Consider the following 23,889-nt stretch of genomic DNA (forward strand, 5'->3'; position numbering starts at 1 on the left):
CCCTCTCGGGCTTTCCTCCGGGCGCTTCCCTTCGGTGTTTCCGACTCTATCAGATCTTTTTCTCGATCCGATTCCCGGCCGGAGCGGGTTGTCTTGGGCCCGGTGCTTTTCAGCTCCCGGCCTTTCGACATTCACTACGTTAGCCGATTTCCGTCGCTACTCATAATCGAGTCCGCGGATTCGAATTCGGGCATGCGGGCACGCCGAATTCGCCCTCGATGAGGGTGACGTAGTAGTGGGTTGGCCGCTTCCGGTTGCTGGCTGAAGCCGTACCCGGTTCAGCGGCTCGGGCTACATTACGCATCCTCCAGGGACGCGTCAACTTCGGCGTCGCCGTGGTGTGTGGGCCCGATAGGGACTCACCGTCGGGTCGTTGGCGATCCAGAAGCGCCACGGGTGGACCGCTCCGTCGCCGGCGACGCCGGTCCGCGGACCGTTGCGGACCTGGTCGGGCGGCACCGGTGTGCCGGTCAGGGCGCGCAGCGGGGTCTCCCCCGGGCTGCAGGCGTCCGTACCGTCCAGGGCCCGGTCCACGTCCAGAGCCGTGGCCAGGCGTGCCGGGCCTTTGGCCAGTTCCTTGTCATTGCGGGCCGAGAGTCGACGTGTGTGGGCGAGCTCCGCTCCCTCGGTGATCTCGCCGGCCCGGAGGAGTACCCCGCTGGCCTGCCCCACCGGACCGCACACCAGGTTCATGCAGTGCCACATGCCGTAGGTGAAGTAGACGTACACATGGCCGGGCGGTCCGAACATCACGTCGTTGCGGGGTGTGCGACCCCTATACGCGTGCGAGCCCGGGTCGTTCGGGCCGTCGTACGCCTCGACCTCCGTCAGGCGTAGGACGATCGGACCGTCCGGGGTGCTGCGGACGATCAGACGTCCCAGGAGGTCGGTGGCGACCTCCAGTACGGGCCGGTCGAAGAACTCCCTGGGCAGGGGCGTACGGTCAGGGGTCGCGATCACGGGGTACGAGCGTAGTCCAGACGGGTGCGTGCCAAAGGGTGGTCAAGAGTCCTCCCCCTTGGAAGGGTGAGGACCCGGAACCGGACCCGGCCGGATCGCGTATCTAGGGATCAAGGATCCACCGATGAGGGCGCGCGCGGTACGTGAGCGCGCATGGGGCAGGACGACGGATCAGGCGTTGCCTGGGAGGGAAGATTCATGGGGTTCAAGCGGCTGCTCGCGAGCCTGGGAGCCGGCGGGGCTTCGGTCGAGACGGTGCTGACCGAGGTCAACGTCGTTCCGGGCGGTGTCGTCCAGGGGGAGGTGCGGATCCAGGGCGGGTCCGTGAACCAGGCGATCGAGGGCCTGAACGTCGGTCTGCAGGCCCGGGTGGAGGTCGAGGGGCACGACGACACGGAGCACAAGCAGGACATCGAGTTCACGAAGGTGCGGCTCGGCGGCGCCTTCGAGCTCCAGGCGGGGGGCGTGCACGCCGTGCCGTTCGGGTTCGAGATCCCCTGGGAGACGCCGATCACCATGATCGACGGGCAGGCGCTCCGCGGCATGCACATCGGGGTGACCACGGAGCTGGAGATCGCGCGTGCCCTGGACTCCGGTGACCTGGACCCGATCAACGTGCACCCGCTGCCGGCGCAGAAGACGATCCTGGACGCGTTCATCCAGCTGGGCTTCCGCTTCAAGAACGCGGACATGGAGCGTGGCCACATCCGCGGTACACGGCAGCGGCTGCCGTTCTACCAGGAGATCGAGTTCTACCCGCCGACCCAGTACCGCGGTCTCCATCAGGTCGAATTGAGCTTCGTCGCGGACGAGCACGCGATGGACGTCATCCTGGAAATGGACAAGAAGCCCGGACTCTTCAGCGAGGGCAGTGACTCCTACCGTGCCTTCCAGGTGGGTCTGCACGACTTCCACGCCACGGACTGGGCCGCGTACCTCCACCAGTGGCTGTCCGAGGTCGGCAGCAAGCGCAGCTGGTTCTAGGCTCTGAACTGGAATCGGTTGATCCACTGACTTGGAGGTACCGAGGTGACCGAGTCCCAGAGGCGCCCGCTGCCGCATGACTTCCATCCGCCCGTGCCGTCGTTCACGGTGACGAGCGAGGACGTCGAGGACGGCGCCAGGCTCAAGGACGCACAGGTCTACGCGGCGGGGAACACCTCGCCGCAGCTGCGCTGGGAGGGCTTCCCGGCGGAGACCAAGAGCTTCGCGGTGACCTGCTACGACCCGGACGCCCCGACGGGCAGCGGGTTCTGGCACTGGGTCCTGTTCGACATCCCGGCCTCGGTGACCGAGTTGCCCGTGGGTGCGGGCAGCGGGAAGTTCGAGGGGCTCCCCGAGGGTGCGGTTCACGCACGCAACGACTACGGGACGAAGGACTTCGGTGGCGCCGCGCCGCCGCCCGGGGACGGGTCGCACCGGTATGTGTTCACGGTGTACGCCGTGGACCAGGAGACGCTCGGTCCGGACTCGGACGCCTCTCCGGCCGTGGTCGGCTTCAATCTGCGGTTCCACACGCTGGCGCGCACCCAGCTCATCGGCGAGTACGAGAATCCGGCCGCCGGCTGACGTACGTGCTGAAGACTGACGTTCATTGAACGTTTGCCCGCCTCCGGTCTTGGAAGTGATCGGAGGCGGGCATTTTTTATTGCGTTGTCCATCTCGGCGCGCCCGTCCAGAGTTGATCCAAGCCCGCCAGGGGGTGGGCAGGTGCACACGGGAGGTGGGCTGGATGCGTGACACGCTGGTTCTGAACGCGAGCTTCGAGCCGCTGTCGACAGTGACGCTGAATCGAGCCGTGGTCCTGGTGCTGCAGTCCAAGGCTGTCGTCGAGCAGGCCCACCCCGAGATCCGTATGCGGGGAGCCGATGTGGACATACCAGCGCCCCGGGTCATCAGGCTTTGCAGGTATGTAAGGGTGCCCTTCCGAAGACAAGCTCCTTGGTCGAGGCGGGGTGTCCTCGTACGGGACCGGCACAGGTGCGCCTATTGCGGGAGGCGTGCGACGACCGTGGACCACGTGGTGCCGCGGTCGCAGGGTGGAGGCGACACCTGGCTCAACACGGTGGCCTCGTGCGCGGAGGACAACCACCGCAAGGCGAACCGCACACCGGAGGAGGCGGCGATGCCGCTGCTCAGGAAGCCGTTCGAGCCGACGCCGGCGGACGCGATGCTGCTGTCGCTGGGACACGACAACGTCGACGCGCTGCCGGACTGGCTGGCGCAGCCGGCGGCCTAGGCGGTACACGGCGGCCGTCCTGACGGCCGCCCAGAGGTCGCGGATCCGTACATGAACCGGCGCCCGTCTCCGTGGGAGACGGGCGCCGTTGTCGTACGGGCAGCGCCCGTCAGTCGATCGACGGCTTCTCGCGCCGGTCCGTGTCGCCGCCCGACTTGGCGGAGCCGGAGCCCGAACCCCCGCCCAGCGGGCCGAAGTTGCCGATGGCTCCGGACAGGCCCTTCAGAGCGTCACCGATCTCGCTGGGGACGATCCAGAGCTTGTTGGCGTTGCCTTCGGCGATCTTCGGGAGCATCTGCAGGTACTGGTACGACAGCAGCTTCTGGTCGGGGTCGCCGGCGTGGATGGACTCGAAGACCGTGCGGATCGCCTGGGCCTCGCCTTCGGCGCGCAGCGCAGCGGCCTTGGCCTCACCTTCGGCGCGCAGGATCTGGGACTGCTTCTCACCCTCGGCGGTCAGGATCGCGGCCTGGCGCGTACCTTCCGCGGTGAGGATCGCGGCGCGCTTGTCACGGTCGGCGCGCATCTGCTTCTCCATCGAGTCCTGGATGGAGGTGGGGGGTTCGATGGCCTTCAGTTCGACGCGGTTGACGCGGATGCCCCACTTGCCGGTGGCCTCGTCGAGGACGCCGCGCAGGGCTGCGTTGATCTCCTCGCGGGAGGTCAGGGTGCGCTCCAGGTCCATGCCGCCGATGATGTTGCGGAGCGTGGTGACGGTCAGCTGCTCGATGGCCTGGATGTAGCTGGCGACTTCGTAGGTGGCCGCCCGGGCGTCGGTGACCTGGTAGTAGATGACCGTGTCGATGTTGACCACCAGGTTGTCCTGGGTGATCACCGGCTGCGGCGGGAACGGGACGACCTGTTCGCGCAGGTCGATGCGGTTGCGGATGGAGTCGATGAAGGGGACCACGATGTTCAGGCCCGCGTTCAGCGTCCGTGTGTAGCGGCCGAAGCGCTCGACGATGGCGGCGCTCGCCTGCGGAATGACCTGGATCGTCTTGATCAGGGCGATGAAGACCAACACCACCAGAATGATCAGGACGATGATGATCGGTTCCATCGTGATTCCCCGTACCCCTTCTCCGCCTTGGCGCCCCGTGTTCTCCGCCTCGGCGCCCTGTAGAAGATCTTATGGTTGTTGAAGATCTTGCTGGACGAGTCTGACAGACCGTGCCGTGCCCCGTGGGCTGTTCCGTTCAGTTGAGTCCCACGAGGTCACATGACGATCGCCGTGGCCCCCTCGATCTCCACGACGTCCACTTCCTGGCCGACTTCGTAGGTGAGTTGGGAGTCGAGAGCGCGCGCGGACCAGACCTCGCCGGCCAGTTTGATCCGGCCGCCGCTGCCGTCGACGCGCTCCAGGACCACGGCCTGCTTGCCCTTCAGGGCCTCGACGCCGGTGGCGAATCGGGGTCGTTGGGCGCTGTGCCGGGCGGCGATGGGCCGGACCACGGCGATGAGCGCCACGGAGACGACGGCGAAGACGACGACCTGGAAGACGGCGTCGCCACCGAGGCCGGCGATCACGGCGGCCGCGACGGCGCCCACCGCGAGCATGCCGAGCTCCGGCATCGCGGTGATCACGAGCCCGATCCCGAGCCCCGCCGCGCCGATCAGCCACCACACCCAGGCGTCGATGTCCACGCGGTCATGGTAGGGCCGGGGGTCCGCCCGCGGACAGGGCGCAGATCGGGTCCGAGCGGGCTTCCCAAGGGGTTTGCGGCGGTCAGGACAGGGGCAGGCCCTGGGCCGTCCAGCGCTCGCCGACCTGCTCGACGACAAGCGGGAGACCGAAGCAGAGGGAGAGGTTGCGCGAGGTCAGCTCGAGCTCCAGCGGACCCGCGGCGAGCACCTTGCCCTGACGGATCATCAGGACGTGGGTGAAGCCGGGGGCGATCTCCTCGACATGGTGCGTGACCATGACCATGGAGGGGGCGATCGGGTCCTGGGCGAGGCGTCCGAGACGGCGTACGAGGTCCTCGCGGCCGCCGAGGTCGAGACCCGCGGCGGGCTCGTCGAGGAGCAGCAGCTCGGGGTCGGTCATCAGGGCGCGTGCGATCAGGGTGCGCTTGCGCTCGCCCTCGGAAAGTGTGCCGAACTTCCGGTCGAGGTACTCGCTCATGCCGAGGCGGTCGAGGAAGGCGCGGGCGCGCTGCTCGTCGACTTCCTCGTAGTCCTCCTGCCAGTGGGCCGTCATGCCGTACGCGGCCGTCAGCACGGTCTCGAGGACGGTCTGGCGCTTGGGGAGCTTTTCGGACATGGCGATGCCGGCCACACCGATGCGCGGGCGCAGCTCGAAGACGTCGGTGCCGGGCTTGCCGAGGGTCTCGCCGAGGATGGTGGCGGTGCCCTTGGAGGGGAAGAGGTAGCTGGAGGCGACGTTGAGGAGGGTCGTCTTCCCGGCGCCGTTCGGGCCGAGGATGACCCAGCGCTCCCCCTCCTTCACCGACCAGGAGACCTGGTCCACCAGAGCGCGGCCCTCACGGACCACGGATACGTCCTCCAGCTCCAGAACATCGCTCATGAGCGCGTTGTCTCCCCTTGCAGTGTGGCCGGTATCGGCTCTCGCGTACGCCTGTGGGCGTGGTCCGCCACGCCTGTGGGCGCAGCCCCGCAAGAAATCTACGCCACCTGCCGCCCGGACCATTCCATAGGTCAGGTCCTTAGGGTGGGGGCATGCTCTCGGAACCACGCTCAGGACGGCTGGCCGCATGGGGAAATGCCCTATTGGCCGGACTTGTTTCGCCGGACGACGCCGCGTCCGCCATCGTCGAGGACGACGCGGTGCACCGGGTCGAGGGACTGCCGGCCGAGCCGGCGCCCGTCGGGCTCACGCTCGCGCTGGGGCGGCTGCGGACGCTCGGGGTGAACGGGCTGCGGGTCGCGCTGCCCGCGCCGGGGCATCCGCTGGGGCTGAGCGGTCCGCCGGAGTTCAATGCGCGGGCGCTGGAGGCGGAGGAGGCGGTGGTCTGCCAGGGGGCCGCCTTCGGGCTGGTGCCTGAGGTGTACGAGGCCGGGCCCGACGGTGATGTGCACGTCGAGGTCGTCTGGCACTGTCTGCCGGTGCGCGAGGCGCCGCCCGCCGATGTGCCCTCGCTCGGGGAGGCCGAGCGGGAGCTGGCCGAGGCGCTGCGCGATGCGACGGAGGCGCTGTCGCGGCTGGACGTGGCGGGGTCGGGGCCGGTGGCGGAGGCCGCCGTCGACGCGTACCGGGCGCGGGCCGAGCGGGGGCGTGAGGTCCTGGCGCCGGGCTATCCGCCGCGGGCGGTTCGGGTGCTGGAGCTGGCCCAGCGAGTGGGGCTGCTGATCTCGGTGGCGTCCGAGAACGGGCACGGGGGTGCGGTGAGCGCCTCGGAGATGGCGGCGCGGGCCCAGGCGCTGCGGCCGGTGGAGCGGACGGCTCGGCGGGCGCAGGTGGCGGCGTACAACTCGATCGTGGAGCAGCGGGAGATTCGGTGACGTTGGGTGTCCTGGCGTCCGGCCTTCGGCGTACTGTCCCTGGGGGCTGCCGCCCCCAGGCCCCCGCTTCGGCCTGAACGGCCTCGTCCTCAAACGCCGGACGGGCTGATCCTCGGTTCCCGGTACCCATCCCTGAGGGCTGCCGCCCCCAGACCCCCGCTTCGGCCTGAACGGCCTCGTCCTCAGACGCCGGACGGGCTGATCTTGACTCGGCCCGTCGGTGTGACATTCGACCTCACACGCCGGACCGGCTGTGTCGCATCACACGGCCGGCCTCCCGGGAGTGTCCGGGAGGCCGGTGGTCACAAGGTGCCCCTTGGTGGGCTCAGTGGTTGAGGCCCAGGTTGCCGAAGGCCGGGTTCAGGGCGCCGATCACGTTCACGGTGTTGCCGACCACGTTCACGGGGATGTGCACCGGAGCCTGGATGACGTTGCCCGACACGACGCCCGGGGAGCCCGCGGCCTTGCCGTGGGCATGCGCGCCGCCCTCGCAGGCGGAGGCGAGACCGGTGCTCGCGGCGACCAGACCACCGGCCACCATCGAGACGGCAACGGCCTTCTTCAGGTTCTTCACTTCTGAGCCCTCTCCTTGCGATCACTGCGGCAGTCGCCGCAGCACGCCCTGGAGAACGGCCGGAGTCCGCCGAGGATGCGCCGTCCGGGGGACATACACACGACGGTATGAAGATCCGCTCAGTCGTTTCAGCCGTCGCCGCCGTGCCGCACCGCCCAGAGCGCGGCCTGGGTGCGGTCCGCCAGGTCCAGCTTCATCAGGATGTTCGAGACATGGGTCTTCACCGTCTTCTCCGACAGCACCAGGGCCCGGGCGATCTCCCGGTTCGACCGGCCGTCGGCGATCAGACCCAGCACCTCACGCTCCCGCTCGGTGAGTGAGCCGGCCCTGCCCTGGCCAGAGTTCCCCTCCTCCTGTGAGAGCAGCGCGCCCGCGACCTCCGGTTGCAGCAGGATGTGCCCGGCGTGCACCGAGCGGATGGCTCCGGCGAGCGCGTCGGGGTCCACGTCCTTGTACACATATCCCGCGGCGCCCGCGCGCAGGGCGGGAACCACCGTGCGCTGCTCGGTGAAGCTGGTGACGATCAGCACGCGTGCGGGATTGTCGAGCTGGCGCAGTCTGCGCAGCGCGTCGATCCCGTCCATGCCCGGCATCTTGACGTCCATGAGGACGACGTCCGGCTTGAGCTCCTCGGCGCGGGCCACTCCCTCGGCGCCGTCGGAGGCCTCTCCGACGACCTCGATGTCGTCCTGCACCTCGAGGAAGGTGCGCAGTCCACGGCGGACCACCTGGTGGTCGTCGACGAGCAGCACCTTGATTGCGTCAGCCACCAGGGACCTCCATCTCTATCGTGGTGCCCTTCCCGGGCGCCGATTCCACGGTCAGGGTGCCTCCGACCCCGCCCGCCCGGTCGCGCATGGAGACCAGGCCGAGGTGGCGGCCCGCGCGGCGGATCACCGTCGGGTCGAAACCGCTGCCGTCGTCCGTGACGCGCAGGACGGCGCCTGGTCCGCACTTCTCCAGGGTCACCTCGACCCGTCCGGCGCCGGAGTGCCGCAGGGCGTTGTGCAGGGCCTCCTGGGCGACGCGCAGCAGCGCCTCCTCCTGGGCGGCCGGCAGCGCGCGGACGCCACGGCCGGCGAAGGTCACGCGGGCGGTGTGGGCGCGGTCGAGGACCTGGATCTGGGTGCGCAGGGTGGCGACCAGTCCGTCCTCGTCGAGGGCCGCGGGGCGCAACTCCACGACGGCCGCGCGCAGTTCGTCGACGGCCTCCCCGGCGAGCGTGGCCACCTGGTGCAGCTCGCCCTTGGCGCGCACCGGGTCGCGGTCGATCAGGGCGGCCGCGGCCTGGGCGGTGAGCCGCAGGGAGAAGAGCTTCTGGCTGACCGCGTCGTGCAGCTCGTGGGCCAGCCGGGAGCGTTCCTCGGCGATGGTCAGCTCTCGGCTGCGCTCGTAGAGCCGGGCGTTGGTGAGGGCGATCGCGGCATGCTGAGCCAGGATCGAGAGCAGCTCCTCGTCATCCTCGGTGAAACCGCATCCGCCCTGCGGCTTCGGGCACCTCTTGTTGGCGAGGAACAACGCGCCGATGATCTCGTCGCCGTCGCGGATGGGCAGGCCGAGGAAGTCGGACAGGTCGGGATGGGCGGCCGGCCAGCCCTCGAAGCGGGGGTCCTTGCGGACGTCGGCGAGCCGCTCGGGGCGCGACTCGTGCAGCATGGCGGCCAGGATGCCGTGCTGGCGCGGGAGCGGGCCGATGGCCTTCCACTGCTCGTCGCTGACCCCGTCCACGACGAACTGGGCGAAGCCTCCGTGGTTGTCCGGGACACCCAGCGCCGCGTACTCCGCGTCGAGCAGCTCGCGGGCCGAGGCCACGATCGTCTTGAGGACGTCGCGCACCTCGAGGTGCCTGCTCATGGCCAGCAGCGCGGAGCTCACCGCGTACAGGCCCGACCGGGGTCCATGGCTCATGACCTCACCGTACCGGTGGGATGTGACCGTGCGTATCCGACGTGTGGCGGGCGTATCTGGGGCGAAGGGCCTAGGGCGAAGGACCCCCGTACCTTGCGGCCCGCGTCCGAGGCGGCCGGCAGGGACCGGTTCCTACGTTGAGGTCACCGCCGATCAGCGGTGACCGAGGGACCGAAGGGGACGGTAGTCATGCCGGTTGCGATCATCACAGGGGCTTCCAAGGGGCTGGGGCGGGCGCTCGGCGCGGCTCTGGCGGAGCGCGGCTGGGACCTGGTGCTGGACGCCAGGACCGCACCGGTTCTGGCCGAGACGGCCGAGAAGCTGGCCGGGCACGGGACCAGGGTGGAGGCGCTGCCCGGGGATGTGACGGACGCGGGGCACCGGGCCGCCCTGGTGCGGGCGGCCCGGCGGCTGGGCGGGCTGGACCTGCTGGTGAGCAACGCGAGCGCGCTGGGCGCGCAGCCGCTGGTACGGCTGGAGGAGTTGCCACCGGACGGCTTGCGGCGGGCGCTCGAGGTCAATGTGGTGGCCGCGCTGGGCCTCGTCCAGGAGGCGCTGCCGCTGCTGCGGGCGTCGCAGGCGGGCACCGTCGTCGCCGTCAGTTCGGACGCGGCGGCCGAGGCGTACGAGACCTGGGGCGGGTACGGGGCGTCCAAGGCGGCGCTGGACCATCTGGCGGCGGTGCTCGCCGTGGAGGAGCCGGGACTGCGGGTGTGGGCGGTGGATCCGGGCGACATGGCCACCGACCTGTATACGGCGGCCGTACCGGACGACGGCGGTCCGCGTCCGGCGCCGGAGAGCGTGGTGCCCGCGTTCCTCAGGCTGCTGGACAGGCGTCCGGCGAGCGGCCGCTACGGTGCTTCCTCGCTGCTGGAGACGCGATGAGGACGGGGACGGGGATCCCTCAGGCCGAGCGCGTCCGGAAGCAGTGGACACTCCCGGAGGAGCTGGCGGCGCGGGTCCCGGCCGAGCAGCGCGGGCCGGGCCTGGACCGGGACAGCGTGCGGCTGCTGGTCTCCCGCGGTACCGACGTCTCGCACCACGCGTTCGTGGAGCTGCCGCGGCTGCTGCGGGCCGGGGACCTGCTCGTCGTCAACACATCGCCGACGCTGGCGGCCGCGGTGGACGGCTGGCTCGGGCACGCGCGCGTGGTGGTGCACTTCTCGACGCGCGGGGACGACGGGCGGTGGGCGGTCGAGCTCCGGGATCCGGACGGACGGGGCACCACGCGCGCGCGTGCGTCGATCGGGTCGCGAGGTGCTGCCCGCAAGAGCGGCGGCGGGCGGCGGGCGGCAGGGGCCGCCGGCGCGGAGGTGCGGCTTCCGGGCGACGTGCGGCTCGTCCTCGAGGAGCCGCTGTCGCCGGGGAGCGACCGGCTGTGGTGGGCCCGACCCTCGAACGGGGACCTGGCCGGGCTGCTGGGCCGACACGGGCGTCCCATTCGGTACTCCTACACGGAAAGGGACCAGCCGCTGTCCGCGTACCAGACGGTGTTCGCGCTGCCGTCCGCCGACGGCTCGGGCAGCGCGGAGATGCCGAGCGCGGCTCGGCCGTTCACCTCGCGGACCGTGGTGGAGCTGGTGAGCCGGGGTGTGCAGGTCGCGCCGGTCACGCTGCACACGGGAGTGGCATCGGCGGAGGCACATGAGCCTCCCTCTCCGGAGCGCTTCTCGGTGCCGCAGGCGTCGGCGCGACTGATCAACGCGGTCCGGGCCGGGGACGGCCGGGTGGTGGCGGTGGGGACGACGGCCGTGCGGGCGGTGGAGTCTGCGGTGGGCGCCGACGGGGTGGTGCGGGCCCGGGAGGGCTGGACGGATCTGGTGGTGACGCCCGGGCACGGGGTGCGGGTGGTCGACGGGCTGCTGACCGGCCTGCACGAGCCGCAGGCGTCGCATCTGCTGATGCTGGAGGCGATCGCCGGGAGGGAGGCGATCGACCGTGCCTACGAGGCGGCGCTGGCCGAGCGGTACCTGTGGCACGAGTTCGGTGACGCCCACCTCATCCTGCCCCCGGATTCGCATCACACTGTGCGTTGCTAGAGCAACTGCACGTGAAGAACCCGTGACCTCGATGTGAGGACGCGCATAGGACCCACATCACATACGAAGCAGCATAGGACCGGGATAAGCCCCTCATGAACGGGGAAGACGGGGCGGTCTGCCCTGTTTTGCCCCTCCTGGGCCCACTAGCCGGGGTAGTACGTCACACCTTTGCCTGGTGTTTTTGCGGCCGCTAAGAATTGCTTCCGTCGCTCGGCGCCGTGGCTCATTACCCGCGGCGCTTGTGCTGGAAGCATCCGAATCCACCGGCACCAGAGCGACCTCCGCGCAATTCGAAGAGGTCACTCCGACATGCCCCAGATCACCAATATTCGTAGTCGTGCTCGTGCGCTGACCAAGACGCAGAAGCTGTCGGCCGCATGCTGCGCCGGCCTCGGTATCGCGACCCTCGCGATCACCGCCACGCCGAGCGAGGCGCAGACCACGACCCACGAGGCCCCGGCCGCCGCCGCGGCCCCGGTGACCATAGGCAACCAGCCGGTGAAGGCGATCAAGGCGAGCATCACCGACCAGGAGGCCGCCTCGATGCTGAAGGCCGAGGCGATCGCCGCGAAGCAGAAAGCCGCCCAGAAGCCGGCCGCCCAGAAGGCACAGCAGCAGGCGGTGCAGCAGCGCAGCACGGAGCAGCCCGCGAGCCGCTCCGCCGACCGCGCCCCCGTCCGGCAGTCCTCCCCGAAGTCCTACGCCAACAACCTCGACGGCTGGATCCGCCAGTCGCTCGACATCATGGCGCAGAAGGGCATCCCGGGCTCGTACAACGGCCTGTACCGCAACATCATGCGGGAGTCCTCGGGCAACCCGATGGCCATCAACAACTGGGACATCAACGCCCGCAACGGCATCCCCTCCAAGGGCCTGCTCCAGGTGATCGACCCGACCTTCCGGGCGTACCACGTGGCGGGCACGTCGATGAACATCTACGACCCGGTCGCGAACATCACCGCCGCCTGCAACTACGCGGCGCACCGCTACGGCTCGATGGACAACGTCAACAGCGCGTACTGAGGCCTGCGCGGACCTCTTCTCGCTGAGCAGAAGAAAGGGCGGCACCCTCTGACGGGTGCCGCCCTTCCGCGTTGTACGGGAGTGACTACTTCCGCATGACCTCGGGCTCGTGGCGGCGCAGGAAGCGGGCCACGAGGATGCCGCAGATCACACCGATGGCGATCAGGGCGGCCATGTCCAGGGTCCAGGCGCCCGCCGTGTGGTTCCACAGCGGATCCGTGCTGGTCGGGTCGCTCGTGTTCGGGAAGATGTTGTTGAAGTCGAGCGTCGCACCGGCGGCGCCCACCGCCCAGCGGGACGGCATCAGGTACGAGACCTCGTTGGCTCCGACCGCGCCGTGCAGGGTGAAGAGGCAGCCGGTGAAGACGACCTGGATGATCGCGAACATCACCAGCAGCGGCATGGTCTTCTCGGCGGTCTTCACGAGCGCGGAGATGACCAGGCCGAACATCATCGAGGTGAAGCCCAGCGCCATGACCGGCAGGCAGAGCTCGAACAGCGTCGAGCCGCCCAGGACGACGCCCTCCTTGGGGATCTCGCGGCTGGAGAACCCGATGAGGCCGACCATGAGGCCCTGCAGCACGGTGATGACGCCGAGGACGAACACCTTCGACATGAGGTAGGCGGAGCGGGACAGGCCGGTGGCGCGCTCCCGCTCGTAGATGACCCGTTCCTTGATCAGCTCGCGGACGGAGTTGGCGGCGCCGGCGAAACAGGCGCCCACCGCGAGGATCAGCAGGACCGTGGTGGCCGTGCCGTTCGGGACGGGCACGCCGGTCTTCGGGCTGACCGGGTTGACCAGCAGGCCCTTGTCACTGTCGATGAGCAGGCTGACGGCGCCCAGCACCGCCGGCAGGATCACCGTCAGTGCCAGGAACCCCTTGTCGGAGGCGATGACCGCGGCGTACCGCCGGATCAGGGTGCCCAGCTGGGAGAACCAGCCCTGCGGCTTGGGCGGCTTGATCGCCTGCGGCGGCGGCATGTGCACCGACTGCGGGGCGACGGCGTCGATGTCCGCGGCGTACATCTGGTAGTGCTGCGAGCCCTTCCAGCGGCCCGCCCAGTCGTAGTCGCGGTAGTTCTCGAAGGCGGAGAACACATCGGCCCAGGTTTCGTAGCCGAAGAAGTTCAGCGCCTCCTCCGGCGGGCCGAAGTAGGCGACGGACCCGCCCGGCGCCATCACGAGCAGCTTGTCGCACAGGGCGAGCTCGGCCACGGAGTGCGTGACGACGAGGACCGTGCGGCCGTCGTCGGCCAGGCCGCGCAGCAGCTGCATGACGTCGCGGTCCATGCCCGGGTCGAGACCGGACGTCGGCTCGTCGAGGAAGATCAGCGACGGCTTGGTGAGCAGCTCCAGGGCCACCGAGACACGCTTGCGCTGACCGCCGGAGAGGGAGGTGACCTTCTTCTCCTTGTGGACGTCCAGCTTCAGCTCGCGCAGCACCTCGTCGATGCGGGCCTCGCGCTCGGCGGCCGTGGTGTCGGCCGGGAAGCGCAGCTTGGCCGCGTACTTGAGGGCCCTCTTGACGGTCAGCTCCTTGTGCAGGATGTCGTCCTGCGGGACCAGACCGATGCGCTGGCGCAGCTCCGCGAACTGCTTGTACAGGTTGCGGTTGTCGTAGAGGACGTCACCCTCGTTCGCGGGGCGGTAGCCGGTGAGCGCCTTCATTAGCGTCGACTTGCCGGAGCCGGACGGGCCGATGACCGCGATGAGCGACTTCTCCGGGACGCCGAAGGAGACGTCCTTGAGGATCTGCTTGCCGCCGTCGACGGTCACGGTCAGGTGGCGGGCGGAGAAGGAGATCTCACCGGTGTCGACGAACTCCTCGAGCCGGTCGCCGACCAGACGGAACGTCGAGTGGCCGACGCCGACGATGTCATTGGGTCCGAGCAGCAAGGAGCCGCCCTTGCCGATCGGCATACCGTTGACGAACGTGCCGTTGTGCGAGCCGAGGTCACGGATCTCGAAACGGCCGTCGGGCGTGGCGTGGAACTCGGCGTGGTGGCGGGAGACTTGGAGGTCCGAGACGACCAGTTCGTTCTCCAGCGCACGGCCGATGCGCATCACACGGCCGAGGGCGAGCTGGTGGAACGTGGTCGGACTGCGGTCGCCGTAGACCGGAGGCGCCCCCGCGCCACTTCCGGGGCCCTGCTGTTGCGGGATCTGTGCGGCGGCCTGCGGCGCAGCCTGGTCGGCCCAGCCCGGGTCGGCGCCGTGGGCGGCGTACGGCTGCTGCTGGGGCCTGGCCTGCGGCGCGGCCACGGCGGCCGCGGCACCGGACAGGTTCAGGCGCGGTCCGTCGTTCGCGTTGCCCAGATGCACGGCCGAGCCGGGGCCGATCTCCAACTGGTGGACCCGATGGCCCTGTGCGAACGTCCCGTTGGTGCTTCCGTGGTCCTCGATGACCCAACTGCGGCCGTTCCAGCTGATCGTGGCGTGACGCCAGGAAACCCTGGCGTCGTCGAACACGATGTCTCCCTGCGGATCACGTCCGAGGGTGTATGGCCTGGACGGATCCAGCGTCCAGGTGCGTCCGTTCACTTCGAGTACGAGTTCAGGCACTCCATGCCCCACTGAGTTGTCCCCCGAATTGCCCCCATCACAGGGAGTCTAGGGATGTCGAACATCGTGGGGAACTATTTCAGGCTGAGCCCTCTGACCGAAAGTCAGGCTTTATGACCCATGCGTGGACCCGCAGGAACGCGTCCCGTTGACGGGGTTGAAACCGCCCCGGAGAGTGGTAATCCCCCGCGAGGGGGGACATCCGCGGTGGATCACCGCGGCGCGGACCGGGGGGCAGGCATGGATGTCGGAACAGCGGGAGAGGGCCGGCGGCTGCCGTGGACGGACGTGCTCCTGTCCGCGATCGCCTCGGTGAGCTGGGCCTTGATCGGGATGGCGGGGACGGCCGCGCTCGGACTGCATCTGCTCCAGGCCGACGCCGCGGGCTCGCTCGGCCCGATGACCGCGGCGGTCGTGGCACTTGGGGCGAACGGGTCGGTCACACCCTCCGGCGACGTGTCGGCGTTCGGCCTGAAGGGGGCGGAGGCGACGACCGCCATGGAGATCACGCCCTTGGGTGTGAGTCTGGTCGGGGCGCTGCTGCTCTGCTGGTTCTTCCTGCGTTCCCTGCGTGCGGCGGGAGTTGTGGTCGCGCCCGCCGAACTCCTTGTGCGTGCGGGCGCGGTGGTGGTGCTGTTCGTGGCGATGCTGGGCGGTCTGGCCTGGGCCGGACACGACGTCATCACCATCGACGGGGGCTCCCTCGGGCTCGGTGGGCTGCCGGGCCGGGGCGGCGGCGGGGGCATCGGCATCCCCGGTCTCGGCGACATCGGGGGGCTGCTGCCGAGCCGGATCGGCGACCTGGTCGACGCCAAGGCAGCGGTCGGCTTCTCCGTGGACACGGTGCCCACGCTGTTGGGTGGCGCCGCATGGGCCGCGGGCGTGCTGCTGATCTCCCTGCTCGCGTCCCGGCGCACCCCTCTGCCACGCGGCTGGGACGCGGTGCACCGAGTGGTGCGTCCGGCCGTGTCCGCGCTGGTGACCGCGGTGCTGGTGGCGGTGGTCGCCGGCCTCGCGGCGGCCGCCTACGCCGCGATCGGCGACGACCATCCGGCGCGGATCGCGGGGGCGGCCCTCCTCGGGGTGCCCAACGGAGTGTGGCTGGGCCTGCCGCTCGGCCTGTTCGTGCCCTGGGACGGCAGGGCCACGGGTGAGCTGGCGAAACTGCTGCCCGATCCGCTGGACCGGTTGCTGAGCGTGCGGACACAGCAGCCGGTCACCCTCGGACGGCTGGCCGAACTGGACGGCAAGGTATGGCTGCTGGCGGTCGCCGCGGCCCTCCTGATGCTCTTCGCGGGCGTGCTGACCGCGGCGCGTACGCCTCTGGTACGAGCACGGGATGCCGCGGCCGCACCAGTCCCGCCTGCTGTCGGTGTACGGGACCCCGGTCCTCTCGGCTTCGCAGGGCGCTGTGCGCTGCGGCTCGGGATCGTGACGGCACTGGCGCTGCCGCTGCTGGCCTGGCTGACGGATGTGTCCGTGGACGCCTCGCTGTCCGTGTTCGGATTCGACGCGTTCGGTGCCGGCATCGAGTTGCACGGGCACCTCGCCATGGCGCTGCTGATGGGTGCGGTGTGGGGCGCGGGCGCGGGCGCGGCCGGGGCACTGATCGCGTATGCGACCGGGTCGGCCGGGAGCCGGGCGGCGCGGCAGGCACGCGGTGAGGCCGGGCCGACGGTTCCTCCGCTCCCCTTGTTCGCGCGGGTGCCGCAGGGGCCGGGCCCGTACGAGCCGGTCACGCCGTTCCGCCCGCCGAACCCCGACACGAACCCGTATCTGCGGCTGCCGGAAGGGCTGCGCGAACCGGAGGACGCACGGCCGGACGAGCGCGGGCGCAGGCCCCGCACGTCGCCCGGCGGGGCCGCGCACGGCCCTCGGCCCCCGCAGACGCGGTCCGGCGAGCCGGCGCCGCCTCCGCGCGGCGCTGTGCCGCCCACTTCCGAGGACGTATACGGCGCCCCCACGGTGATCCAGCCGATCGAGCCGCCCGCGCCGTCCCCGGGCCGGCACGGGCGGGGCCCGTCGTCGGACCAGGGCGGCCCGCCCCCGCCTCCCCCGCCCCCGCCTGGGTCACCCGGGCGGCCCCGGGGACGCGGCTGACCGGCCGGGTCTCCCTCCGGGCCGCAGCGGGGATCAAGCCGTGGCCTGCGTCTTCTTCGTCGCTCAAGACACACGTCATCCGTCAGCCACCCACTGTTCCCTGTCCGCTGGGCGGACCGGGAACGCGCAAGGCACTGGGTGCCGGATACGGTGGAAACACCATGAGCGCTTCGCAGACCTCCGACGCCCCCACGCTCCTTGTCAAGATCTTCGGCAAGGACCGGCCGGGTCTGACCGCCGGCCTGTTCGACACCCTGGCCGCCTACAGCGTCGACGTCGTCGACATCGAGCAGGTCGTCACCCGGGGCCGGATGGTGCTGTGCGTCCTCGTGACCGTGCCCCCGTCCGGGCTCGAGGGAGATCTGCGGGCCACCGTCCACAGCTGGGCGGAGTCCATGAAGATGCAGGCGGAGATCATCTCCGGAATCGGCGACAACCGCCCGCGGGGCCTCGGGCGCTCGCTGGTCACCGTCCTCGGCCACCCGCTGACGGCCGAGTCGACGGCCGCCATCGCCGACCGCATCGCGACCGCCGGTGGCAACATCGACCGTATCTTCCGGCTCGCCAAGTACCCGGTGACCGCCGTCGAGTTCGCCGTCTCCGGTGTGGAGACCGAGCCGCTGCGCACCGCCCTGGCGACCGATGCCGCGGCGCTGGGTGTCGACGTCGCCGTGGTCGCGGCGGGTCTGCACCGCCGGGCCCAGCGTCTGGTCGTCATGGACGTGGACTCGACGCTCATCCAGGACGAGGTCATCGAACTGTTCGCGGCGCACGCCGGCTGTCAGGCGGAGGTCGCCGAGGTGACCGCGGCCGCCATGCGCGGCGAGCTGGACTTCGAACAGTCGCTGCACGCCCGGGTGGCGCTGCTCAAGGGGCTCGACGCGTCGGTGGTCGACAAGGTGCGCGCCGAGATCCGGCTCACTCCGGGCGCGCGCACCCTGATCCGGACGCTGAAGCGGCTCGGTTTCCAAGTAGGGGTCGTCTCCGGTGGGTTCACCCAGGTCACGGAGGACCTCAAGGAGCGGCTCGGGCTCGACTTCGCGCAGGCCAACACGCTGGAGATCGTCGACGGGAAGCTGACCGGAAAGGTCGTCGGCGAGATCGTCGACCGGGAGGGCAAGGCGCGGCTGCTGCGCCGGTTCGCGGCGGAGGCGGGCGTGCCGCTGGCGCAGACCGTGGCGATCGGTGACGGCGCCAACGATCTCGACATGCTGAACGCGGCCGGGCTGGGTGTCGCCTTCAATGCCAAGCCCGTCGTCCGTGAGGCCGCGCACACCGCGGTGAACTTCCCCTTCCTGGACACCGTGCTCTATCTGCTGGGCGTCACCCGGGAAGAGGTCGAGGCGGCCGACATCCAGGACGCCCTGCACTGAGTCCGCGCGGGAGCGGCCCAGGACTCCGGGCGGGCCCGGCACCACCGGGGTGCCGGGCCCGATGCCGCTCCCGCGGCTACTCGCTCGGCGCCCAGTAGTCGGACAGCGTGGCCGTGCCCGGCTCCAGTGACTTCCAGGGACCGTCGCAGGAGAGCACGGCGAAGGCGCCGGCCGGGAAGCCGCGCCGGCTCAGCCGTTCGCCGGCCTCCTCCTCGGCCGCACCGGCGAGGATCTCCGCGAGGCCCTGGACGCCCGGGTTGTGCGCGATCACGATCACGTTCCGCGCATCGTCGGGGATCTCGTTGAGCACGGCGATCAGCTCGCCCGGCGAGGCTTCGTAGAGCCGCTCCTCGTAGACCGTTTTCGGCCGGTGCGGGAACTCCTGGACGGCGAGCTTCCAGGTCTCGCGGGTGCGCGTCGAGGTGGAGCACAGGGCCAGGTCGAAGGGGACGCCGGTGTCGGCCAGCTTGCGTCCGGCGACAGCCGCGTCCGTGCGGCCCCGGTCGGCTAGCGGCCGCTCATGGTCGGGAACCTGCGGCCAGTCGGCCTTTGCATGCCGGAAGAGGACAATCCTGCGGGGTTCAGCGGAGCTCATGAGTCCCAGCTTCGCATGAAACACGCCAGGGAGCGCAGGGAGTTGGCGGCACCGGCCACGAGTCCGCGCGCGAGTGGCTCAACCGGTCGCCCGACCGCCCCACCTGCGAGGACGGGGCCGCCGCCGATGGCCGGGCGCCGCCGGGGCCCTGCGCGGACCGGATCACGAGACGCCGTGTGTCAGCGTCTGCCGGATGTGCTCCACAAGGTGGCTGAGGGCGGGACCGCCGCCGGCGTGCGCGTCCGCGGGGTTGAGGATCAGCGCCAGCAGCACGACGAACGCCAGCGTGGGCAGGACGAGAGCCCACCAGGGCAACCGGATGTCGACGCCGCCCGTGGTCGCCGGGTGGGGCCGGGTGTGCGTATGGGCCGACATGCCTGCCTCCGCTGGTCCTCGAGGTGGTCCGCGGGCCGCCCCTCGCGGCCACACTTCGAAGGTAGGGAGTGGCGGGCATCCAACCCATCCGGTGATCCACCCACTTGACCCTGACCCTGGCCCCCTAGGGGATGGTGGGGCCAGCCCCACCATCGACGCCGGGCGCCGATCTCACGGCCGCACCGGGCACGCGGCTGCTCGGCCGCACGGCAGGAGACAGCCGCCACGCGAGCGGGACAAGAGAGAGTCAGGACCTCAGGGTGACCGGTGGTGCGTCACGGGGAGGCGATCGTCGCGATGATGGCGATGATCACGAAGATGGCGAAGAACGCGCCGAAGACGAGCAGCATCTTCTTCTGGCCGTTCTGCGGGTTCGGGTCGAGCACGGGCATGCCCCAAGTTTCGCACCCCTGCTTCGTCCGGCTTCCGCCGGGGTCCGCGACACCCCGGCGCGGCGTGCTACCCGCGGGCCGCCTCGTCCTCCACGGTCCGGTCGCGGCCCGCGAGGACGCCCATCAGCGTCTGCGGCACCATCAGCGCGGCCATGAGCGCGAGCGGCGCGCCCCAGCCGCCGCTGTGCTGGTACAGCACGCCGACCAGCAGCGGTCCCGGGATCGACAGCAGATACCCGGTGCTCTGCGCGAACGCCGACAGCTTGACCACACCCGCGCCCGTCCGCGCCCGCATCCCCACCATGGTGAGTGCCAGCGGGAAGGCACAGTTGGCGATGCCGAGCAGCAGCGCCCACGCCCAGGCACCGGCCGCGGGGGCCCAGTACAGGCCCGCGTAGCCGCCGAGACCGCAGATACCGAGCGCGACCGCGATCGGGCCCTGGTGCGGCAGCCGGGTCGCCAGCCGGGGGATGACGAAGGCGAGCGGAACGCCCATGACCATCGTGACGGCCAGGAGCAGGCCGGCGGTACCGGCGGACACCCCCGCGTCACGGAAGATCTGCGCCATCCAGCCCATCGTGATGTAGGCGGCCGTGGCCTGGAGCCCGAAGAAGACGGCCAGCGCCCATGCGGTACGGCTCCGGGTGATCCGCAGCCCGTCGGGCTCTTCCGGGCTGGAGGCGGCGCGGCCGCCGTCCGCGGAACCGGCACCACGCGCGCGTGCGAAGGGGATCCACGGCAGGACGGCCGCCGCCGCCAGCGCCGCCCAGACGGCGAGTCCCGACTGCCAGTTCCCGCCGAGCGCGTCGGTCAGGGGCACCGTGACCGCCGCCGCCGCGGACGTGCCGAGGGCGAGCGCCATCGAGTACAGGCCCGTCATGGAGCCCACCCGGTGCGGGAACCAGCGCTTGACGATCACCGGCATCAGGACGTTGCTGACGGCGATGCCCATCAGGGCGAGCGCGCTCGCGGCCAGGAATCCGGCGGTGTTGCCCACGTAGGGGCGAATGACCAGACCGGCGGTGATGGCCACCATTCCGGCGCAGACCACGGCGCCCGGGCCGAAACGGCGGGCGAGCCGCGGCGCCATGACTCCGAAGGCGGCGAAGCAGAGCGGCGGCACCGAGGTGAGTACTCCGGCGACACTGCCGCTCATGCCGAGCCCGTCGCGGACCTCCGGCAAGAGGGCGCCCAGGCTGGTGATGGCCGGACGCAGGTTGAGGGCCGCGAGGACGATGCCGACGACGAGTACCCGCGTCGTCCACGCGCGCGTGGCGGACGTCTCCGTCCCTGTCGTGGTCTCCGTCACCGCTTTCGTCGCCGTTCCCCTTGTCGTCGTCGTCTCTGTGCGCACCCCGTCGGGGCTGCCGATCGGTGGGGACGCGGTCCCGGTCTCCTCGCCTGTCATGCGACCCATCATAGATTCATGGGATGATTGGCTGTCCACTCCCGCTGGGTCAGGCTCCGGATCATCCGGCCCTGACCCCAGGCCCGTACGAAGGACCCTCATGCCGCTGAGCCATCCGCGCCGATCCGCGCTGTCCGAACAGGTCATCGCCGAGCTGCGGAACCAGATCGCCTCGGGCGAGTGGCCGGTGGGCTCCCGGATCCCCACCGAACCCGAACTCGTCGAGCAGCTCGGGGTCGCCCGCAACACGGTCCGCGAGGCCGTCCGCGCGCTCGCGCACAACGGTCTGCTGGACATCCGCCAGGGGTCGGGCACCTATGTCGCGGCGACCAGCGAACTGGCCGGGGTGATGCACCGCCGGTTCGCCGGCGCCGACCCGGACCACGTCGCCGAACTGCGCTCGACCCTCGAGTCGGGCGCCGCCCGGCTGGCCGCCGAGCGGCGTACCGAGCGTGACATCAAGCAGCTCGACGGGCTTCTCCTGCGCCGCGAGGAGGCCTGGCGGTCCGGTGACGCGGAGGCGTTCGTGACCGTCGACGCCACCTTCCACATGGCGGTGGTGGCCGCTTCCCACAACGACGTGATGACGGCGATGTACGCGGACCTGGGCGAGGTCCTGCGGGATTGGCTGCGCGGCGACGTCGGCGAGGAGCTGACACCGGAGTCGTACATGGACCACACGGGTCTGGTGGACGCCATCCGTGCGGGTGACGCGGCCGCGGCGGCCACGGCGGCGGCCGGCTATCCGGTGGTGTGCCGTCCGGGGCGCGGGAAGCCCGCCGGTCGCTGACCGCGGCTCACCGGGCGTGGCCCACCCACGCCGAGCGCACGTTCTGCCAGCACCGGCCGCTCAGTCGTACGGTCATCGCGGGCCCCGCGTCCACGGGCGCGGTGTCGGTGTCGATGTCCCACCACTGGTCGCATTCGATGTGCAGACTCACGTGGTCGGTGTCGGGATAGGCGTTGTGGCAGTCGGCGACGACCTCCGAGCCGGTGACGCGGACACGGCAGTCGGATCCGAAGGGCTGCGGATCCTGGGTCTTTCCGGCCTTTGCGCGCGCGTGCGCAGCGGCGTGCTTCCCGGGCGTCTGCGGCATGGCGTCGTACGGCAGGACCGTCAGCAGGGCGAGGGCGAGGAACGCCGGACCGAAGCGGCGGGACAAGCGCACAAGGGGAACCTCCTGGGCCGTTCGGCTGCGTGGCGGTGCGTACTCCCAGCCTGCGTGCTGCGCGGCCCGCGGGTCGCCGTCAGTTGCTCCGAACGGGCGACGCCCCGTCCCCCGCGTTCGCGGGGGACGGGGCGTCGGCGCCCGTGGGCCGAGAGGGATCACAACGGGCCCTGAGCACCCGTGCGGTCGCCTCTGCGGCGATCGCGGACCGTCAGGCGCCGATGGCGTGCAGACCGCCGTCCACGTGGACGATCTCGCCGGTGGTCTTCGGGAACCAGTCGCTGAGCAGGGCGACGACTCCGCGGCCGGCCGGCTCGGGGTCCGTGAGGTCCCACTCCAGCGGGGCACGGTTGTCCCAGACCGAGGCCAGCTCGGAGAAGCCCGGGATGGACTTGGCGGCCATGGATCCGATGGGGCCGGCGGAGATGAGGTTGCAGCGGATGTTCTGCTTGCCCAGGTCGCGCGCCATGTAGCGGCTGGTGGCCTCCAGGGCGGCCTTGGCGGGGCCCATCCAGTCGTACTGCGGCCAGGCGTACTGCGCGTCGAAGGTGAGGCCGACGACCGAGCCGCCGTTCTGCATGAGCGGCAGGCAGGCCATGGTCAGCGACTTCAGGGAGAACGCCGAGACGTGCATGGCGGTGGCCACCGACTCGAAGGGCGTGTTGAGGAAGTTGCCGCCGAGCGCGTCCTGGGGCGCGAAACCGATGGAGTGGACGACACCGTCGAGGCCGCCGAGCTCCTCGCCGACGATGTCGGCCAGGCGCCCGAGGTGCTCGGCGTTGGTGACGTCGAGCTCGATGACCTTGGTGGGCTTGGGGAGCTTCTTGGCGATGCGCTCGGTCAGCGTGGGCCGCGGAAAGGCGGTCAGGATGATCTCCGCACCCTGCTCCTGAGCCAGCTTCGCGGTGTGGAACGCGATGGAGGACTCCATCAGCACACCGGTGATCAGGACACGCTTGCCCTCGAGAATTCCGCTCATGGTGATCAGTGACCCATTCCCAGTCCGCCGTCAACGGGAATGACGGCTCCAGTGATGTACGAGGCGTCGTCGGAGGCGAGGAACCGCACCGTTGCGGCGATCTCCTCCGGCTTCGCGTACCTGCCGAGCGGTACCTGCGACGTGATGTTCTCGCGCTGCTCGTCGGTGAGCACCCGGGTCATGTCCGTGTCGACGAAACCGGGGGCGACGACATTGAAGGTGATGTTGCGCGAGCCCAGCTCACGGGCGAGTGAACGGGCGAATCCGACCAGAGCCGCCTTGGAGGCGGCGTAGTTCGCCTGCCCGGCCTGGCCGAGCAGCCCCACGACCGACGAGATCAGCACCACGCGCCCCTTCCTGGCCCGCAGCATGCCGCGGTTGGCGCGCTTGACGACGCGGAAGGTGCCGGTGAGGTTGGTGTCGATGACCGAGGTGAAGTCCTCCTCGGACATGCGCATCAGAAGCTGGTCCTTCGTGACGCCGGCGTTGGCGACGAGGACCTCGACCGGGCCGTGGGTGGCCTCGATCTCCTTGTAAGCCTGCTCCACCTGCTCGGTGTCGGTGATGTCGCACTTGACGGCGAGGAAGCCGGCCGGCGGTTCACCCGAGCGGTATGTGATCGCGACCTTGTCGCCGGCGTCGGCGAACGCGCGGGCGATGGCGAGGCCGATGCCCCGGTTGCCTCCAGTGACGAGAACCGAGCGGCTCAACGGATCACCCTTTCGATAGC

25 protein-coding genes are annotated in these 23,889 nt (G+C 70.5%); 10 read left to right on the top strand and 15 right to left on the bottom strand.

Annotated elements, in window-relative coordinates; all coding sequences use genetic code 11:
- Window positions 1–318: 318 nt before the first annotated feature.
- A complete protein-coding gene (locus tag ABZ904_RS30085; protein ID WP_359398936.1) occupies window positions 319–960 on the bottom strand; it encodes a DNA-3-methyladenine glycosylase in 642 nt (213 codons plus the stop codon).
- Between the two features lie 198 nt (window positions 961–1,158).
- Between ABZ904_RS30085 and ABZ904_RS30090 the strand changes: the two genes are divergently transcribed.
- From ABZ904_RS30090 to ABZ904_RS30100, 3 genes are all read left to right on the top strand, one after another.
- Window positions 1,159–1,944, top strand: a complete 786-nt coding sequence (locus ABZ904_RS30090; RefSeq protein WP_359398935.1) for a sporulation protein — start codon at window positions 1,159–1,161, stop codon at window positions 1,942–1,944.
- A gap of 45 nt (window positions 1,945–1,989) precedes the next feature.
- Window positions 1,990–2,529: a YbhB/YbcL family Raf kinase inhibitor-like protein gene (locus ABZ904_RS30095; RefSeq protein ID WP_359398933.1), complete on the top strand. Its 540-nt coding sequence runs from the start codon at window positions 1,990–1,992 to the stop codon at window positions 2,527–2,529.
- 163 nt (window positions 2,530–2,692) lie between these two features.
- Complete coding sequence (locus tag ABZ904_RS30100; RefSeq protein ID WP_361826747.1) at window positions 2,693–3,199, top strand: HNH endonuclease; 507 nt, start codon at window positions 2,693–2,695, stop codon at window positions 3,197–3,199.
- 109 nt (window positions 3,200–3,308) lie between these two features.
- On the opposite strand, the gene ABZ904_RS30105 is transcribed toward ABZ904_RS30100, so the two are convergent.
- The 3 genes from ABZ904_RS30105 to ABZ904_RS30115 form a co-directional block, all read right to left on the bottom strand.
- Window positions 3,309–4,259 carry an SPFH domain-containing protein gene (locus tag ABZ904_RS30105; RefSeq protein ID WP_359398929.1) on the bottom strand — a complete coding sequence of 317 codons (951 nt, stop codon included), beginning with the start codon at window positions 4,257–4,259 and terminating at the stop codon, window positions 3,309–3,311.
- Between the two features lie 155 nt (window positions 4,260–4,414).
- Window positions 4,415–4,843: an NfeD family protein gene (locus ABZ904_RS30110; RefSeq protein WP_359398927.1), complete on the bottom strand. Its 429-nt coding sequence runs from the start codon at window positions 4,841–4,843 to the stop codon at window positions 4,415–4,417.
- A gap of 82 nt (window positions 4,844–4,925) precedes the next feature.
- Window positions 4,926–5,723, bottom strand: coding sequence for an ABC transporter ATP-binding protein (locus ABZ904_RS30115; protein WP_359398925.1), 798 nt, complete (start codon window positions 5,721–5,723; stop codon window positions 4,926–4,928).
- A gap of 152 nt (window positions 5,724–5,875) precedes the next feature.
- On the opposite strand from ABZ904_RS30115, the gene ABZ904_RS30120 reads away from it, so the two are divergent.
- Window positions 5,876–6,658: a hypothetical protein gene (locus tag ABZ904_RS30120; RefSeq protein ID WP_360999417.1), complete on the top strand. Its 783-nt coding sequence runs from the start codon at window positions 5,876–5,878 to the stop codon at window positions 6,656–6,658.
- A 325-nt stretch (window positions 6,659–6,983) separates the two neighbouring features.
- Here ABZ904_RS30120 and ABZ904_RS30125 read toward each other — a convergent pair whose 3' ends face one another.
- The 3 genes from ABZ904_RS30125 to ABZ904_RS30135 form a co-directional block, all read right to left on the bottom strand.
- The gene (locus tag ABZ904_RS30125) at window positions 6,984–7,232 is read right to left on the bottom strand and encodes a chaplin (RefSeq protein WP_359398921.1); all 249 of its coding nucleotides are present in this window, start codon (window positions 7,230–7,232) and stop codon (window positions 6,984–6,986) included.
- Between the two features lie 128 nt (window positions 7,233–7,360).
- Entirely contained in the window at window positions 7,361–8,002 is a 642-nt protein-coding gene (locus ABZ904_RS30130; RefSeq protein WP_359398919.1) for a response regulator transcription factor, read from the bottom strand.
- A complete protein-coding gene (locus tag ABZ904_RS30135) occupies window positions 7,995–9,140 on the bottom strand; it encodes a GAF domain-containing sensor histidine kinase (RefSeq protein WP_359398917.1) in 1,146 nt (381 codons plus the stop codon). The genes ABZ904_RS30130 and ABZ904_RS30135 overlap by 8 nt, the downstream gene beginning before the upstream one ends.
- Window positions 9,141–9,329: 189 nt before the next feature.
- On the opposite strand from ABZ904_RS30135, the gene ABZ904_RS30140 reads away from it, so the two are divergent.
- From ABZ904_RS30140 to ABZ904_RS30150, 3 genes are all read left to right on the top strand, one after another.
- Window positions 9,330–10,025 (top strand): SDR family oxidoreductase, encoded by a 696-nt coding sequence (locus ABZ904_RS30140; protein WP_359398915.1) that lies wholly within the window; start codon window positions 9,330–9,332, stop codon window positions 10,023–10,025.
- Entirely contained in the window at window positions 10,022–11,179 is a 1,158-nt protein-coding gene (locus ABZ904_RS30145) for an S-adenosylmethionine:tRNA ribosyltransferase-isomerase (RefSeq protein WP_361826754.1), read from the top strand. The genes ABZ904_RS30140 and ABZ904_RS30145 overlap by 4 nt, the downstream gene beginning before the upstream one ends.
- A gap of 312 nt (window positions 11,180–11,491) precedes the next feature.
- Window positions 11,492–12,205 (top strand): transglycosylase SLT domain-containing protein, encoded by a 714-nt coding sequence (locus tag ABZ904_RS30150; protein ID WP_361826757.1) that lies wholly within the window; start codon window positions 11,492–11,494, stop codon window positions 12,203–12,205.
- An 85-nt stretch (window positions 12,206–12,290) separates the two neighbouring features.
- On the opposite strand, the gene ABZ904_RS30155 is transcribed toward ABZ904_RS30150, so the two are convergent.
- Window positions 12,291–14,768 (bottom strand): FHA domain-containing protein, encoded by a 2,478-nt coding sequence (locus tag ABZ904_RS30155; protein ID WP_361826760.1) that lies wholly within the window; start codon window positions 14,766–14,768, stop codon window positions 12,291–12,293.
- A 240-nt stretch (window positions 14,769–15,008) separates the two neighbouring features.
- Here ABZ904_RS30155 and ABZ904_RS30160 point away from each other — a divergent pair, with 240 nt between their 5' ends.
- A complete protein-coding gene (locus ABZ904_RS30160) occupies window positions 15,009–16,868 on the top strand; it encodes a streptophobe family protein (RefSeq protein ID WP_361826763.1) in 1,860 nt (619 codons plus the stop codon).
- A 161-nt stretch (window positions 16,869–17,029) separates the two neighbouring features.
- Window positions 17,030–18,241: a phosphoserine phosphatase SerB gene (gene serB / locus ABZ904_RS30165; RefSeq protein ID WP_361826766.1), complete on the top strand. Its 1,212-nt coding sequence runs from the start codon at window positions 17,030–17,032 to the stop codon at window positions 18,239–18,241.
- A gap of 76 nt (window positions 18,242–18,317) precedes the next feature.
- Here serB and ABZ904_RS30170 read toward each other — a convergent pair whose 3' ends face one another.
- The 4 genes from ABZ904_RS30170 to ABZ904_RS30185 form a co-directional block, all read right to left on the bottom strand.
- Window positions 18,318–18,836: a histidine phosphatase family protein gene (locus ABZ904_RS30170; RefSeq protein WP_359398903.1), complete on the bottom strand. Its 519-nt coding sequence runs from the start codon at window positions 18,834–18,836 to the stop codon at window positions 18,318–18,320.
- A gap of 162 nt (window positions 18,837–18,998) precedes the next feature.
- A complete protein-coding gene (locus tag ABZ904_RS30175; RefSeq protein WP_359398901.1) occupies window positions 18,999–19,211 on the bottom strand; it encodes a hypothetical protein in 213 nt (70 codons plus the stop codon).
- A 275-nt stretch (window positions 19,212–19,486) separates the two neighbouring features.
- A complete protein-coding gene (locus ABZ904_RS30180) occupies window positions 19,487–19,603 on the bottom strand; it encodes an SGM_5486 family transporter-associated protein (protein ID WP_311698178.1) in 117 nt (38 codons plus the stop codon).
- A gap of 67 nt (window positions 19,604–19,670) precedes the next feature.
- Entirely contained in the window at window positions 19,671–21,023 is a 1,353-nt protein-coding gene (locus tag ABZ904_RS30185) for a CynX/NimT family MFS transporter (RefSeq protein WP_361826771.1), read from the bottom strand.
- Between the two features lie 88 nt (window positions 21,024–21,111).
- Here ABZ904_RS30185 and ABZ904_RS30190 point away from each other — a divergent pair, with 88 nt between their 5' ends.
- Window positions 21,112–21,801 carry a FadR/GntR family transcriptional regulator gene (locus ABZ904_RS30190; RefSeq protein WP_359398896.1) on the top strand — a complete coding sequence of 230 codons (690 nt, stop codon included), beginning with the start codon at window positions 21,112–21,114 and terminating at the stop codon, window positions 21,799–21,801.
- Window positions 21,802–21,808: 7 nt separating this feature from the next.
- Here ABZ904_RS30190 and ABZ904_RS30195 read toward each other — a convergent pair whose 3' ends face one another.
- From ABZ904_RS30195 to fabG, 3 genes are all read right to left on the bottom strand, one after another.
- On the bottom strand, window positions 21,809–22,180 hold the full coding sequence (locus ABZ904_RS30195) for a hypothetical protein (RefSeq protein ID WP_359398894.1): 372 nt from the start codon (window positions 22,178–22,180) through the stop codon (window positions 21,809–21,811).
- A 211-nt stretch (window positions 22,181–22,391) separates the two neighbouring features.
- Entirely contained in the window at window positions 22,392–23,159 is a 768-nt protein-coding gene (gene fabI / locus ABZ904_RS30200) for an enoyl-ACP reductase FabI (RefSeq protein ID WP_359398892.1), read from the bottom strand.
- Between the two features lie 5 nt (window positions 23,160–23,164).
- The gene (gene fabG, locus ABZ904_RS30205) at window positions 23,165–23,869 is read right to left on the bottom strand and encodes a 3-oxoacyl-[acyl-carrier-protein] reductase (RefSeq protein ID WP_359398890.1); all 705 of its coding nucleotides are present in this window, start codon (window positions 23,867–23,869) and stop codon (window positions 23,165–23,167) included.
- Window positions 23,870–23,889: the final 20 nt, after the last annotated feature.

It is taken from the genome of Streptomyces sp. NPDC046900 (genome assembly GCF_040644975.1).
In the GTDB taxonomy this organism is placed as follows: domain Bacteria; phylum Actinomycetota; class Actinomycetes; order Streptomycetales; family Streptomycetaceae; genus Streptomyces.

Coding starts and splice junctions, on each gene's coding strand:
- ABZ904_RS30090 (WP_359398935.1), top strand. CDS start 1,159: ATGGGGTTCAAGCGGCTGCTCGCGAGCCTGGGAGCCGGCGGGGCTTCG.
- ABZ904_RS30100 (WP_361826747.1), top strand. CDS start 2,693: ATGCGTGACACGCTGGTTCTGAACGCGAGCTTCGAGCCGCTGTCGACA.
- ABZ904_RS30105 (WP_359398929.1), bottom strand. CDS start 4,259: ATGGAACCGATCATCATCGTCCTGATCATTCTGGTGGTGTTGGTCTTC.
- ABZ904_RS30115 (WP_359398925.1), bottom strand. CDS start 5,723: ATGAGCGATGTTCTGGAGCTGGAGGACGTATCCGTGGTCCGTGAGGGC.
- ABZ904_RS30120 (WP_360999417.1), top strand. CDS start 5,876: ATGCTCTCGGAACCACGCTCAGGACGGCTGGCCGCATGGGGAAATGCC.
- ABZ904_RS30135 (WP_359398917.1), bottom strand. CDS start 9,140: ATGAGCCATGGACCCCGGTCGGGCCTGTACGCGGTGAGCTCCGCGCTG.
- ABZ904_RS30140 (WP_359398915.1), top strand. CDS start 9,330: ATGCCGGTTGCGATCATCACAGGGGCTTCCAAGGGGCTGGGGCGGGCG.
- ABZ904_RS30145 (WP_361826754.1), top strand. CDS start 10,022: ATGAGGACGGGGACGGGGATCCCTCAGGCCGAGCGCGTCCGGAAGCAG.
- ABZ904_RS30150 (WP_361826757.1), top strand. CDS start 11,492: ATGCCCCAGATCACCAATATTCGTAGTCGTGCTCGTGCGCTGACCAAG.
- ABZ904_RS30160 (WP_361826763.1), top strand. CDS start 15,009: ATGGATGTCGGAACAGCGGGAGAGGGCCGGCGGCTGCCGTGGACGGAC.
- serB (WP_361826766.1), top strand. CDS start 17,030: ATGAGCGCTTCGCAGACCTCCGACGCCCCCACGCTCCTTGTCAAGATC.
- ABZ904_RS30170 (WP_359398903.1), bottom strand. CDS start 18,836: ATGAGCTCCGCTGAACCCCGCAGGATTGTCCTCTTCCGGCATGCAAAG.
- ABZ904_RS30175 (WP_359398901.1), bottom strand. CDS start 19,211: ATGTCGGCCCATACGCACACCCGGCCCCACCCGGCGACCACGGGCGGC.
- ABZ904_RS30180 (WP_311698178.1), bottom strand. CDS start 19,603: ATGCCCGTGCTCGACCCGAACCCGCAGAACGGCCAGAAGAAGATGCTG.
- ABZ904_RS30185 (WP_361826771.1), bottom strand. CDS start 21,023: ATGATGGGTCGCATGACAGGCGAGGAGACCGGGACCGCGTCCCCACCG.
- ABZ904_RS30190 (WP_359398896.1), top strand. CDS start 21,112: ATGCCGCTGAGCCATCCGCGCCGATCCGCGCTGTCCGAACAGGTCATC.
- fabI (WP_359398892.1), bottom strand. CDS start 23,159: ATGAGCGGAATTCTCGAGGGCAAGCGTGTCCTGATCACCGGTGTGCTG.